Source organism: Glycomyces sp. NPDC047010 (assembly GCF_040644205.1).
GTDB lineage: Bacteria > Actinomycetota > Actinomycetes > Mycobacteriales > Micromonosporaceae > Glycomyces.
In genome coordinates this window covers 99509-112814 of sequence record NZ_JBEYVY010000007.1, presented here as the reverse complement: position 1 = coordinate 112814, position 13306 = coordinate 99509, and the positions used below count along the sequence as shown (strand labels likewise).

General features: G+C 72.7%; 8 protein-coding genes. 5 read left to right on the top strand and 3 right to left on the bottom strand.

Annotation, left to right across the window (positions count from 1 at the left end):
- Positions 1-8 precede the first annotated feature (8 nt).
- Positions 9-2948: a carbohydrate binding domain-containing protein gene (locus AB0A65_RS15725; protein WP_359951807.1), complete on the bottom strand. Its 2940-nt coding sequence runs from the start codon at positions 2946-2948 to the stop codon at positions 9-11.
- A 388-nt stretch (positions 2949-3336) separates the two neighbouring features.
- Here AB0A65_RS15725 and AB0A65_RS15720 point away from each other — a divergent pair, with 388 nt between their 5' ends.
- The 3 genes from AB0A65_RS15720 to AB0A65_RS15710 are packed head-to-tail and all read left to right on the top strand — an operon-like array spanning position 3337 to position 8649.
- Entirely contained in the window at positions 3337-4131 is a 795-nt protein-coding gene (locus AB0A65_RS15720; protein WP_359951805.1) for a hypothetical protein, read from the top strand.
- Between the two features lie 26 nt (positions 4132-4157).
- Positions 4158-5498 carry a DNA polymerase Y family protein gene (locus AB0A65_RS15715; protein WP_359951803.1) on the top strand — a complete coding sequence of 447 codons (1341 nt, stop codon included), beginning with the start codon at positions 4158-4160 and terminating at the stop codon, positions 5496-5498.
- Entirely contained in the window at positions 5491-8649 is a 3159-nt protein-coding gene (locus AB0A65_RS15710) for an error-prone DNA polymerase (protein ID WP_359951801.1), read from the top strand. The genes AB0A65_RS15715 and AB0A65_RS15710 overlap by 8 nt, the downstream gene beginning before the upstream one ends.
- 19 nt (positions 8650-8668) lie before the next feature.
- Here AB0A65_RS15710 and AB0A65_RS15705 read toward each other — a convergent pair whose 3' ends face one another.
- Both AB0A65_RS15705 and AB0A65_RS15700 read right to left on the bottom strand, forming a co-directional pair.
- Positions 8669-9916 (bottom strand): sulfotransferase, encoded by a 1248-nt coding sequence (locus tag AB0A65_RS15705; RefSeq protein WP_359951799.1) that lies wholly within the window; start codon positions 9914-9916, stop codon positions 8669-8671.
- Between the two features lie 175 nt (positions 9917-10091).
- Positions 10092-11048, bottom strand: coding sequence for a S41 family peptidase (locus AB0A65_RS15700; protein ID WP_359951797.1), 957 nt, complete (start codon positions 11046-11048; stop codon positions 10092-10094).
- Positions 11049-11128: 80 nt separating this feature from the next.
- Between AB0A65_RS15700 and AB0A65_RS15695 the strand changes: the two genes are divergently transcribed.
- Together AB0A65_RS15695 and AB0A65_RS15690 are read left to right on the top strand one after the other, a co-directional pair.
- On the top strand, positions 11129-11647 hold the full coding sequence (locus AB0A65_RS15695; RefSeq protein WP_359951795.1) for an ArsR family transcriptional regulator: 519 nt from the start codon (positions 11129-11131) through the stop codon (positions 11645-11647).
- A gap of 49 nt (positions 11648-11696) precedes the next feature.
- A complete protein-coding gene (locus AB0A65_RS15690; RefSeq protein ID WP_359951793.1) occupies positions 11697-13277 on the top strand; it encodes a glycosyl hydrolase family 18 protein in 1581 nt (526 codons plus the stop codon).
- The last annotated feature ends 29 nt before the right edge of the window (positions 13278-13306 follow it).

Sequence of the window (13306 nt, the reverse complement as noted above, 5' to 3'; positions counted from 1 at the left end):
GTGCGGACTCAGTTCAGGTAGGGCCCGTCGTCGCCGACCTGCCCGGGGGCGTCGGTGAGCGCGGTGTCGAGCACGTAGGCGGCCATGTCGCCCTGCCCGGATACGGTGGCGGTCAGCGTCCCGTTCGTGACCGTCTTGACGTCGCCGGTGACGGCGTCGGTGTAGGTCCCGTTGGGGATGTTCGAGAACGTGGCGGAGGAGGTGATGGCGACGAGGACGAAGCTGTCGGTGGCCGCGTCGGTGTAGCGGCGCTTGAACGCGATGCCGCCGCTGACGTCCTCGGTGGAGTACTGCCCCATGGAGAGCGCCGGGACGGCCCGGCGGATCTCGTTGAGGCGCTGGAGGTGCTGCACGAGCGGCTGGTCGAGGGTGGTCGCGATCGCGCCGGTCGCGGAGGTGACCTCGCTGAAGTCGCTCACGGCGAGCGTGCCTTCGAGGTGGTCGCCGTAGTAGGCGCGGCCCGTCTCGGCGAGCGGGCAGGTGGGCCCGCAGTCGATGCGCACGCCCGCCTGGAACTCGATCTCGGAGCCGTAGAACAGGGTCGGGATGCCGCGGAACGTCCACATGAGGTTCATGTTCTCGGCCCAGGCGTCGGTGCCCCCGGCGTAGCGGGTGCTGGACTTGTTGGGGCCGTAGTCGTGCGAGTCGACGTAGACGGCGTTGTACGTGGCGTCGTTGACCCAGGCGTCGGAGTCCTTGCCGTTGAAGAACGCGTTCGACGCCTCCCCGAAGTTCATGTGCATGCGCATGTCGATGATGTTCATGCCGGAGAACTGCGAGTGGTCGGGCGCGTGGTAGGCGTTCCCGTCGAGGAACGCGTTGTCGCTGGTCGGCTGGTTCTCGGTGCCCTGGGCGTTCTCCCAGTCGTACTGCTCGATCGCGGCGGCCACGTCGTCCGCCGAGTACTCGCGGCGCTCCTGCCAGGTGTAGAACTGCGCGGAGTGGTTGACCGAGCCGCGGTTCCAGCGGTCGTGGACGAACGCGGCGACCTCCCCGAAGATGTAGAAGTCCTGCGCCTTCTCCTCGCCGTACTTCTCCACCAGGTGGTCTTGGAGCGCGGGGAGGAAGACCCGGTTCCAGGTGACGCGGGGGATGTGGACGGCGGTGTCGACGCGGAAGCCGTCGACGCCCATGTCGATGTACTGCTCGTAGGCGCCGATCAGGTACTCCTGCACCGCTTCGTTCTCGGTGTTGAAGTCGGCGAGGTCCTCGTGGATCCAGCAGGAGCGGGCGTCCTCGCCCTCCCAGTTCCCGATCCAGCACTGGTGGTAGTTCGCGGAGGAGAACATGCCGGAGGTGGGGCTGGGCCACTGGCAGTTGTAGACCTTCCAGCCTTCGGCGCTGTAGTTGCCGGAGAAGACGCCCCAGTTGCGGCAGGTGTTGCCGGCGGGCTCGGCGGTGGACCAGAGGTCGCCGTTGTAGTAGGAGCGGCCGGAGTTCGGCTCGACGGCGAGGCCGTCGTAGGTGAAGTCGGGGTTGTAGTCGTCGTAGAAGTCGCCCCACTGGTCGTCCTGGACGCCGTAGACGGTGGGCGTCTCCAGGCCGACCGCGCCCCAGCGGGAGGAGTGGTTGAAGACCACGTCCTGGTAGATCTTCATGTCTCGGTTGTGAGCGTTGTCGATGAGGTCCTGGTAGGAGGCCCCTTCGGATTCGAGGCGGGCGTCCACTTCGTAGAAGTCGTACCCGTGGTAGCCGTGGTAGTCGTAGTCGGAGCGGTTGAGGACCACCGGGGTGATCCACACGGCGGAGAAGCCGAGGGCCTTGATGTAGTCGAGGCGCTCGATGAGGCCGGAGAAGTCGCCGCGGAACATCGGGTCGTCGTACTCGGCGTTCCCGGAGGTCTCGTGCTTGGCGCCGCCGCGGTTGTTCGACTCGTCGCCGTCGTAGAAGCGGGCGGTCATGACGAAGTAGATGGGGTCCTGGCGGGGGTCGCCGCCGAGCATCTCGCCGCCCGCGGCGGCGGGCGGGGCGTCGCCGGTGGTCGCGGTGACGGCGGTGGTGGCGGTCGAGGTGTTGCCCGCGGCGTCGTAGGCGGCGACGGTGTAGGCGTACGCGGTGTTCGGGTCGAGGTTCGCGTCGGTGAACTTGGTGGCGGCGGTGGTGCGGGTGACGGTGCCGTCGGCGGAGGTGCGGGTGAGGCGGTAGCCGGTGACGCCGACGTCGTCGGTGGCGGCGGTCCACGACAGGATCACGGTGGTGGCGTTGACCGTGGCGGTGACGCCGGTCGGGGCGGCGGGGGCGACGGTGTCGGGTTCGGCGGCCTCGCACGGGTCGGCCGCGTCAGTAGTGACCTCGGAGTCGGAGACGAGGGTGAGGCCCTCGCCGATCGCGTAGTCGCCGCCGCCGTTGTTGTCCCAGACGCCGCCGCCGTTGTTGAACGCGGCGGTCAGGCCGGTCGCGGAGCCGAGGGGGACGGTGAGGCGGGCCCACCCGGCGCAGGCGGGCTCGGCCATGGCGGTGCCGGGGGCGGTGGTCCAGACGCCCGCGAGCGCGTAGTGGAGGTACGCCTGGGTCCAGCCCATGGAGGTGAGGTCGTAGTAGACGACGGCTTCTGCTCCCCCGCAGGGGTTCCCGGCGCCGATCTGGCCGCCCGCGACGGTGACGTCGCCGGAGCCGATTCGGTAGTTCGCGCCGCCGTTGTTGTCCCAGGTGCCCGCGCCGTCGTTGAAGACGACCTGGGCGCCGCTGGCGGTGCCGAGGTCGATGGTGCGGGTGTACCAGCCGGTGCAGGCGGCGGTCATGGGGACGCCGGGGACGGCGGTCCAGGCGCCGCCGTCGGGGGCGTAGTGGATGTTGGCGGCGCTCCAGCCGGAGGCGGCGCGGTAGTAGACGGTGGCGGTGGTGGCGGCGGCCGTCGCGGCGGGGACGGCCGCGAGCGCCATGAGCGCGGCGGCCAGTGCGAGGACGGCGGCGAGCAGCCGGGAACGGCGGCGGGGTCCGCGGGTCATGTCGGGCTCCTGTGGGGCGTGGTTGTCGGTCTCGTCGGTTCTTGCCGTTCCCAGATGGTTTCTTGCAGGTCTTGCAAGAAGTAGTCAGACCTTAGCACAGACTTTCCTATATAGCTATGTCTCGATTAGTAGCGTTCAGTGCCGCAGGCCGTATAGCCGTCCCTAGCCCCCACCCACCCAGGGGACCATGGCGGCGATCCTTGCCCGGGGGTCCGACAGAAAAGCGGGCCGCGCGGGGGTCGCGGCCGCATTGTCACCCGTCCGGGTGACATGGCGTCGGGCACACCCCTCGCGCGAGATTTATCGAACACCCGTTTTAAGTTGCGCGGGCGTCCGCGTTCGGTAAGTTGATCTTGGTACACATGTTCGACACAGCACGGGGGTTCTGGTGGCGACCACAGTCGCGGCCGCACTGGCCGCTGAGCTCGGCCTGCGCACCGGCGCGGACCTGCGCCGCGCCGCCGACGCGGGGGCCGTCGCCGCGGCCGCGCCGGGCGCGGTGCGTCCCGCCGCCGGCACGCCGGCGGCGCCCGGGCAGGGCGAGAGCCGCTCCGCGGCGCCCACTGGGCCCCCGAAGACCATCCTGCCCGTCACCCCCGACATTTCCGGGCTCCTCCCCCACGGCGGACTCGCAACCGTGACCGCCATCACCGCCGACCGCCGCGGCGCGACCTCCCTCCTGTGGCGCCTCCTCGCCGGCCCGACCGGCGCCGGGGCGTGGTGCGCGCTGGTCGGGATGCCCGACCGGTATCCGCTCGCCGCCGAGGCCGCCGGGGCCGACCTGGGGCGCATCGCGTTCGTCAGCGCCGCCGGCCCGCGGATCGCCGACGCCGCGGGGGCGCTCGCCGAAGGGGTCGCCGCGATGGTGGTCCCCAGCGACGGCCTCACCCCGCCGCAGGCCCGGCGCCTGACCGCCCGCGCCCGCAAGGGCGGCACCGCCATCATCTGGTGGGAGACCCGCCCCGTCGCCGGGCCCGACGCCCGGCTCAAGGTCACCCGCGCCGACTGGAAGGGCCTGCGCGCCAACACCGGCCGCCTCTGGGGCTCCGGCGGGCTGGACGCCTGCGAGCTCGACGTGACCGCGCACTGGCGCTCGGGCGGCGCGCACCGCGCCCGCGTCTGGCCCTACGGCGGGGACCCGGCGGGCCCCGCCACGCCGTGGAGCTGGGGCGAGTGCCCGTGAGCGGCCGGGCCCCGAGCCGGACCCTCGTGGCGCGACTGCCGGACTGGGACGAGGAGGACGCCGCCGGGTTCGCCCCCGTGCTCGACGCGCTCGACCTGCTCACCCCGTACGTCGAGGTCCTGGAGCCCGGCATCGCGGCGGTGCCGCTGCGCGCCGGGGCCGGCGACGAGGCCGTGTTCTGCGAGCGGCTCATCGACACCGTCACCGGCCTGGTCGGGCAGGACTGCCTCACCGGGGTGGCCGACGGCCTGTTCGCGGCGGTCCTGGCCGCGCAGGACGGCCGGATCGTGCCGCGCGGCGGCGACGCCGCGTTCCTCGCCGGGCGCGACGTCACCGACCTGCGGTTCACCGGCCTGGTGGAGCCGGAGGACTGCGAGACCCTGCGGCACTTGGGGATCGACACGCTGGGCGCGTTCACCGCGCTCCCCGCCGCGGCGGTCGCCGAGCGCTTCGGCCCCCAGGTGCGCCGCGCCCAGCGGCTCGCGGCCGGGGAGCTCGTCCGACCGCTGGTCCCGCTCCCGGCCGTCCCCGAGTTCAGCGTCGAAGCCGTCCCCGAGACGCCGTTCGCCACGGTCGAGCAGGCCGTCGTCGCCGCCCGGCCCCTGGCCGAGCGGCTCACCGCCGTCCTGGACGCGCACCACCTCACCTGCACGCGCCTCACCGTCACCGCCCGCACGGCCGCGGGCCTCGTCCGGGAGCGGACCTGGCAGACCGATCCCGCCGCGACCGCCGCGGACCTGGCGCGGCGCGTGCGCTGGCAGCTCGAAGGCTGGCGGCTCGCCGCGGGCGAGGACGACGGGACGGAGGGCGACGCCGTGACCGTCCTCGCGCTCGCCCCCGGCGGCCTCATCGGTGTCCTCGACGCCGCGCGGGGCCTGTGGGACTTCAAGGACGCCGCCACCGCCCGGGCCGAGGCCGCGCTCCGCCACGCGCAGACCCTGCTCGGGCCCGAGGCCGTGCGGATCGCCGCGCGCACCGACGGCCGCGGCCTCGACGAGCGCGCGGGCACCGCCGCCTGGGAGGCCGAGCCGCCGCCCCCGGCGCCGTCGGGCCCGTGGCCGGGGATCCTCGCCGGGCCGCCCCCCGCGGTCGTCGGCGAGGGCGAGGACGTGGAGGTGCTCGACGCGTCCGGGGCGCGGGTGCGGGCCCTGGCCCGCGGCGACCTGTCCGCCACCCCGGCGACGGTGTCCCTGGGCGGCAGGCGCCTGCGCGTCAGCGGCTGGGCGGGGCCCTGGCCGGTGTCCGAACGCTGGTGGGACGGGCGGTCCCGCCGGTACGCGCGGCTCCAGGTGGAGCTGTCCGACGGCCGGGCCGCGCTCCTGGCCTGCGAAGGCGGGCGGTGGCGGGCGGTGGGCTGGTATGACTGACTACGCCGAACTGCACTGCCATTCGCACTACTCGTTCGCCGACGGCGCCGACTCCCCCGCCGACCTCGTCGCCGAGGCCGAGCGGCTCGGACTGACCGGGCTCGCGATCACCGACCACGACGGCCTCTACGCCGTCTCCCAGTTCGCAACCGTCGCAAGGGGACGCATCCCCACGGTCTTCGGGGCAGAGCTCAGCGTCGAGCTGCCGCGGCCCCGGCGCGGCCAGCCCGACCCGGCCGGGCGGCACCTCGTCGTCCTCGCCCGCGACGAGCACGGCTACCGGAGCCTCTCGCAGGCCATCACCGAGGCCAAGCTCGAAGGCGGGGAGAAGGACCTCCCCCGCTACGACCTCGCACGCCTCGCCGAGCACGCGGACGGGCGCTGGCAGATCCTCACCGGCTGCCGCAAGGGCCCGCTCAACTCGGCGCTCGGAGAGGGCGGCCCCGACGCGGCCGAGAAGGCCCTGCGCGAGCTGATCGGGCACTTCGGCGCCGACAGCGTCGCCGTCGAGCTCACCAACCACGGCCTCCCGGGGAACACCGTGCGCACCGAGGTCCTCGCGGACCTCGCACGCCGGCGCCGGGTGCCCGTCGTCGCCACCGGCAACGTCCACTACGCCGCGCCCCGGCGCCAGGGCACCGCCGCCGCGCTGGCCGCGATCCGGGCCCGGCGGACCCTCGACGGGATCGACCCGCACCTGCCCGTCGCGGCCGCCGCGCACCTGCGCAGCGGCGCCGAGATGGCCCGCCGCTTCGCCGACCACCCCGAGGCGGTCGAGCGCGCCGCCGCGATCGCCGCCGCATGCGCCTTCGACCTGAAGCTGCTGGCGCCGCGGCTCCCGCGCTTCCCGGTCCCCGCCGGGCACGACGACTTCTCGTACCTCCGGGAGCTGACCGAGGCGGGCGCGACCGGCCGGTACGGCCCGCGGGGCGCGGGCGCGAAGCGGGCCTGGGAGCAGATCGAGCACGAGCTGGAGGTCGTGAAGTCGCTGGGCTTCAGCGGCTACTTCCTCATCGTCGCCGACATCGTGCGGTTCTGCGTCGACAACGACATCCTCTGCCAGGGAAGGGGATCGGCGGCCAACAGCGCGGTCTGCTACGCCCTGGGCATCACCAACGTGGACCCGATCGGGTTCGGGCTGCTGTTCGAGCGGTTCCTGTCGGCCGACAGGGACGGCCCGCCGGACATCGACGTGGACATCGAGTCGGGCCGCCGGGAGGAGGTCATCCAGTACGTGTACGAGCGGTACGGGCGCGACCGGGCGGCGCTGGTCGCGAACGTGGTCACCTACCGGCCGCGGTCGGCGGTGCGGGACGCGGCGAAGGCCCTGGGGTACGGGCACGACCAGGCGGTGGCCTGGTCGAAGCGGCTGCACCGGTGGAGCGGGATCGACCCCGGTGAGGCCGAGGGCATCCCGGCCGACGTGCAGGCCCTCGCGGGCGAGCTGCGGGACCTGCCGCAGCACCTCGGCATCCACCCCGGCGGGATGGTGCTCACCGAAGAGCCGGTGAGCCGGATCGTGCCGGTCGAGCCCGCGCGCATGGAGCGGCGCACGGTCCTCCAGTGGGACAAGGAGGACTGCGCGGACGCCGGGCTCGTCAAGTTCGACCTGCTGGGGCTGGGCATGCTGGAGGCGCTGCACCGCATGGTGGACCTCGTGGCCGGGTTCCACGGGGCGCGCGTGGACCTCGCGCACCTGCCGCCCGAGGACGAGGCCGTGTTCGGGATGCTCCAGCGCGCCGACACCGTGGGCGTGTTCCAGGTGGAGTCGCGGGCCCAGATGGCGACGCTGCCGCGGCTGCGGCCGGAGAACTTCCGCGACCTCGTCGCGGAGGTCGCGCTCATCCGGCCCGGCCCCATCCAGGGCGGGGCCGTCCACCCGTACCTGCGGCGGCGCAACGGGGAGGCGTGGCGCCACGAGGTGCCGGAGATCCTGCACCCGGTGCTCGCCAAGACGTACGGCGTGCCGCTGTTCCAGGAGCAGCTCATGCAGATCGCGATCGTCGCCGCGGGGTTCGACGGCGGGGAGGCCGACCGGCTGCGGCGGGCCATGGGGGCGAAGCGGTCGGCCGAGCGGATGGAGGAGCTGAAGGCGCGCCTCTATGCGGGCATGGCGGTGAACGGCATCGTCGGCGCGCAGGCGGACCAGATCTACGACCAGCTGAAGTCGTTCGCGGACTTCGGGTTCCCCGAGTCGCACGCGGCCTCGTTCGCGCACCTGGTCTACGCCTCGGCGTGGCTCAAGTGCCACTACCCGGCGGCGTTCTACGCGGGGCTGCTGGCGAGCCAGCCGATGGGGTTCTACTCCCCCGCGTCGCTCATCGCCGACGCGCAGCGGCACGGCATCGAGGTGCTGGCGCCGGACGTGAACGCCAGCGCGGAGGTCGCGTCCCTCATCGCGACGGAACGGGAGTGCGCGGCGCCGCTGCACGGAGTCGCGGACCTGCGGCTGGGGCTGGACAACGTCAAGGGGCTCGGGGCGGAGGCGGGGAAGCGGATCGCGGCGGCCAGGGAGGCGGGGCCGTTCGGGTCGCTGGCGGACCTGGCGCGGCGCGCCGGGATCGACCGGGCCCGGATGGAGAAGCTCGCGGTGGCCGGGGCGCTGGGGAGCCTGGAGGCGGACCGGCGCAAGGCCCTGTGGGCGGCGGGGACGGTGGACGAGCGGCCCGGGACGCTTCCGGGGACCGGGCCCGCGGCGCCGCCGCCGACGCTGCCGGGGATGAGCGCGGCCGAGCTGGCGCGCGCCGACTACACGGGGCTGGGGCTGTCGGTGGAGACGCACCCGATGGAGCTGGTGCGGGCGGGGCTGGACGCCGACGGGGTGCTCCCGGCGCGGCGGCTGCCGCACATGAAGGACGGGAAGCGGGTCGAGATCGCCGGGATCGTGACGCACCGCCAGCGCCCGTCCACGGCGAAGGGCGTGACGTTCCTGAGCCTGGAGGACGAGACGGGCATCGCGAACGTGGTGTGCTCGCAGGGGCTGTGGAAGCGGTGGCAGTCGGTCGCGACCGTGGCCAAGGCACTGCGGATCAAGGGGACGGTGGAGAAGGCCGTCGACGCGCACGCGAGCGCGATGCCGATGGTCGTGGCGTACAAGCTGATCGAGCTGGACTTGAACAGCCCTTCGGCGCCGTCCCGCGATTTCAGGTGAGGGGACGGCGCCGGCTCGGTCAGCCCGCGGCGATGCGCATGTAGTCGCTGCCGAAGGCGTCGTCGACCTCGGTGGGGTCGAGGCCGTAGCCGAGGAGGGAGTGCTCGTGGCGGCGGACGCCGTCGCGGCCGCCGCCCTGGCCGGTGCGGGTGAGGTGCTCGTCGAGGCGGGCCTCGTCGTCGGGGCCCCAGGGGAGGTCGAGCTGGCGGAACAGCTCGGGGACGGCGTTGTGGGGGGAGCCGGTGAGGCGGTGGTACTTGACGTCGATGAAGCGGCCGGGGCTGGCGTTCTCGGCGCGGACGCGGCGGCACTGGTCCATGCCGGTGGCGAGTTCGTGGAGCCACTGGCGGCCGATGGCCTTGGGGTCGACGGCGCCGCGCTTGAGGTGGATGCTGTAGAGGCTCTCCACCATGGAGCACAGCGAGGACATGACGGTGTTGGGGTCGCGGTGGGTGAGGACGATCTGCGCGTCGGGGAAGACGCGGAGGATCGAGTCGAGGTTGAAGAGGTTCCCGGGGTGCTTGAGGACCCAGCGCTGGCGGGGGCGCCCGGCCTGGAGGACCTGGAGGGCGTCGCGCACGAACCGGAAGTCGGTGTCGCGGTCGTAGGAGGTGCGGTACCAGTCGAGGTAGCCGGGGAGGGGGGCGACGGTGGTGTGGAACGTGGCGTGGAACTTCAGCCAGTAGTCCTCTTCGGGCCATTCGGCGTTGGTGGGGTGGATGTGCTGCCAGGTCTTGGACATGAGGAGGGTCATGTCGAGGCGCTTCTGGGTCTGGCGGATGCGCCGCTGGCGCTCCTCGGCGTCGGGTTCGAGGCCGAGGTAGTACATCTCCCACAGGTAGGGCGCGCGGGCGTGGTCGGACCCGGCGATGATGTGCTGGGTGAGGGTGGTGGCGGTGCGGGGCAGGCCGAGGACGAAGATGGGGCGCTCGACGACCTCGTCGCGGACCTGCGGGTGCTGGGCCTGGAGGCGGCGGACGGTGAGCAGGTTGGAGATGCGGGCCTCGACCATGTCCTTCGCGGAGCGCCAGCCGACGCCGGAGAGGGCGGGGGTGGCGGCCCAGCAGTGGAGGAGGAACCGCAGGCTCTCCAGGATCTCGGCGTCCTCGTCGGAGAGGACGAGGTCGGTGGTGCCGGAGTCCTTGCGGGCCTTGGCGGTCATCTTGTCGAAGAGGGCGTCCACTTTGCCGTTGCCGCGCGATTCGGCGCGGCGCTGGCCTTCCATGAGGACGTTGATGACGCCGAGCATCGGTGTGGTGCGCTGCAAGTGAGGTCTCCTTACGGGGGTCGGGGACGCCGAGGGCGCGGGGTGCGACCGTTATGGGCGGGGCGGTGGTGGTTTCTGCCGCCCCTCGGTGCGCCACACGATACGCCGCCGTCCCGGGCCCCGGCTTTCAGGTTCGCCGGGGACCGGCTGCACCGCAATGCATCACGTTGAGTTCTCAGGCGGCGCCGAGGTCGTCCAGGGCCTGTCGGGCCTCGGCGGCGACCTGCGCGCGGAAGCCGTCGGCGCCGAGTCCGAGGACCGCTTCGAGGGCGAGGCGGTGGGCGGCGGTGAGCGCGTCGGCGGCGGGGGTCGGGACGTCGGGGACGACGCCGGTGCCCTCCCAGTTGCGGCCGGTGAGGGGGCTGACGGAGCGGGCGGTGGGGATGGTGGCTTCGAGGTGGGTGTCCACTTTGAAGCCCTGGCGGGGGTGGGCGCCGCCGCGGGTGGTCTCGCCGACGACGGCGGCGCGGCCCTGCTCCTGGAGGTCGAAGGCGAGGGCTTCGCCGCCGGAGAAGGTGGTGGCACTGGTGAGGACCCACAGGGGCTTGTCGGGGCCGAACCTGGGGCCGGGGACGGGGAACGTCCACGCCTGCTTGAAGTCGGCGGGGTCGCGGTGGGCCATGCCGGAGAGCTGCACGGGCTCGTGGCCGACGAGGAAGCTGTGGGCGAGGGCGACCATGTCGGGGTCGCCGCCGAGGCATTCGCGCAGGTCGATGATGAGGGCGTCGGCGGCGGCGAGGAGGTGCATGGCGGCGGTGACGCGGTCGCCGGCGACGGCGGGCGGGAAGAACAGGGGCGCGATCTTCAGGAGGCCGACGTTGCCGGGGAGGCGGGTGGCGTTCGCGACGCCGCCGCAGGTGAGGTCGGCCCACTCGCCCATCTGGCGCATCTGGGTCTCCTCGTCGTCGTGCGTCTCCTCAAGGGGGGCCTCGCTGTACTTGAGGCGCAGGTGGAGGTCGCCGTTGGCGGACTGGAGGTCGGCGGTGACGAGCTCGGCGAGGCGGGCCTGGCCGGCGCCGTCGTAGCGGCCCGCGGCGTCGGCGGCGGCGAGGGTCTTCGCGAGTTCGGCGGCGGTGTCGGGGAAGACGTAGTGCTCCAGGAGCAGGCCGGTGAGGTGCGGGATCAGGGTCATGGGGTCCTCCAGGAAGGTGTCGTCGCTAGAAGTGAACCACGGAGTTGACAAAGTGTCCAGTATTCTGGACACTTGATTTCATGGATGGACCTGAGAGCACCGCCGCGCCCGAGAACGCCCCCGACCTGACGGTCTCGACCCCGCAGCAGTACCGCGCCCTCGGGCACCCGGTCCGGCACCGGCTGCTCTTCGCGCTCGGGCAGCGGCCCGCGACCCTGAGCGGGCTCGCCGCGGAGCTGGGCATCAGCAAGGGCAGCGCCGGGCACCACTTGAAGATCCTGCGCGAGGCGGGCCTGGTGAACCTCGACCACGAGCGGCGGGTCAGGGGCGGCACCGAGCAGTACTTCAAGCGCGCCTTCCGCAAGCTGCACTACGAGGCCGGGGAGGCCACGAAGGTCGCGCTCGCGGCCGTCGCCGAGGACGTCATCTCCGACGACGCCGACCCGCTGCTGACCCTGCGGGGCGTGCGCCTCACCGAGGCCCAGGCCGCGCACCTGCGCCGGACGCTCGAATCCCTCGTGGACGGGTTGGAGGACGCCGAGGGCGAGGCCCGCTACGGCGTCGTCGTGGGCCTCTACCGCCCCGGGCAGGGCGCCTGAGCCAGTGAGATATTGACAGATATTAATAGTAAGGTTTACTGTCAATAACATGAGACCACTGCGCATACCACGACCCCGACTGCTCGCGTCCCTGCTCGCCGCCGCGGCCGTGGTGCTGGCCGGGGCCCTCACGGCCTCCCCAGCACAGGCCGCCAACCTGCTCGCCGACCCCGGATTCGAGTCCGGGTCGACCGACTGGACCTGCGACGCCGCGCAGGTCGTCGGCTCGCCCGTCAGGTCCGGGACGAAGGCCCTCCAGTCCACCGCCGGCGCCTCCTCGATCGGGAAGTGCACCGCCAGCGTCCCCGTGCAGCCCAATAGCTCGTACACGTTCAGCGCGTGGGTGCGCGGGTCCTACGTGTACCTCGGGGCCACCGGCGGCGGGTCCACCTGGACCTCCTCCCCCGGCGCGTACACGCAGCTGACGACCGCGTTCACCACGGGCGCGACGCAGACGACCGCTGAGGTGTACGTGCACGGCTGGTACGGGCAGGGTGACTTCTGGGTCGACGACGCCGTGCTCGACGGCCCGCCCGGCGAGGGCGGCGGTGACGGCGATGGGGACGGAGACGGCGATGGAGACGGCGGCGAGGACCCGGGCACGCCGGACCCGACGCTCGCCGACAAGGCCCTCATCGGCTACCTGCACACCAGCTTCGCGAACGGCTCCGGCTACATCCGCCTCGACGACGTCCCCGCCGCGTGGGACGTCGTCAACCTGGCGTTCGGCGAGCCGACCACCCCCACCTCCGGCGACATCCGGTTCTCCCTGTGCCCGGCCGCCGAGTGCCCGAACGTCGAGACCAAGGCCGAGTTCATCGCCGCGATCGACCGCAAGCAGGCCGAGGGCAAGCAGGTCCTGCTGTCCATCGGCGGGCAGAACGGCCAGGTCCAGCTGACCACGACCGCCGCACGGGACGCGTTCGTCAGCTCCGTCAGCGCGATCATCGACGAGTACGGGCTCGACGGCCTCGACGTGGACCTCGAAGGCCACTCCCTGTACTTCAACGCCGGTGACAGCGACTTCCGCAACCCGACCACGCCCGTCATCGTCAACCTCATCTCGGCCCTGAAGTCCCTCACCGCGAAGTACGGGGACGACTTCACGCTCTCCATGGCGCCCGAGACGTTCTTCGTGCAGGTCGGCCACCAGTTCTACGGCGGCACCAGCGCGGGCGACAACCGCACCGGCTCCTACCTGCCGGTCATCCACGCCCTCCGCGCCGAGCTCGACGTGCTCCACGTGCAGGACTACAACTCCGGGCCCGTCATGGGCCTCGACGGCCAGTACCACAACATGGGCGGCGCGGACTTCCACATCGCCATGACCGACATGCTCAAGGCCGGGTTCCAGGTCGCGAACACCGGCCAGTTCTTCCCGGGTCTGCGCGAGGACCAGATCGCGTTCGGGCTCCCCGCGGCCGTCAGCGCCGGGAACGGGTACACCCAGCCCGCGCAGGTCCACCAGGCCCTCGACTGCCTCACGTCGGGTGCGAACTGCGGCGGGTACACGCTCCGCGGCGGGCCCTCGCCCGACCTGCGCGGGCTCATGACCTGGTCGATCAATTGGGACAAGTACTACGGCTGGGAGTTCATGGACAGCCACCGGCCGTACCTCGACGGCCTGTAGGACGAGACGAACCGGGCCCGGCCGCGCAG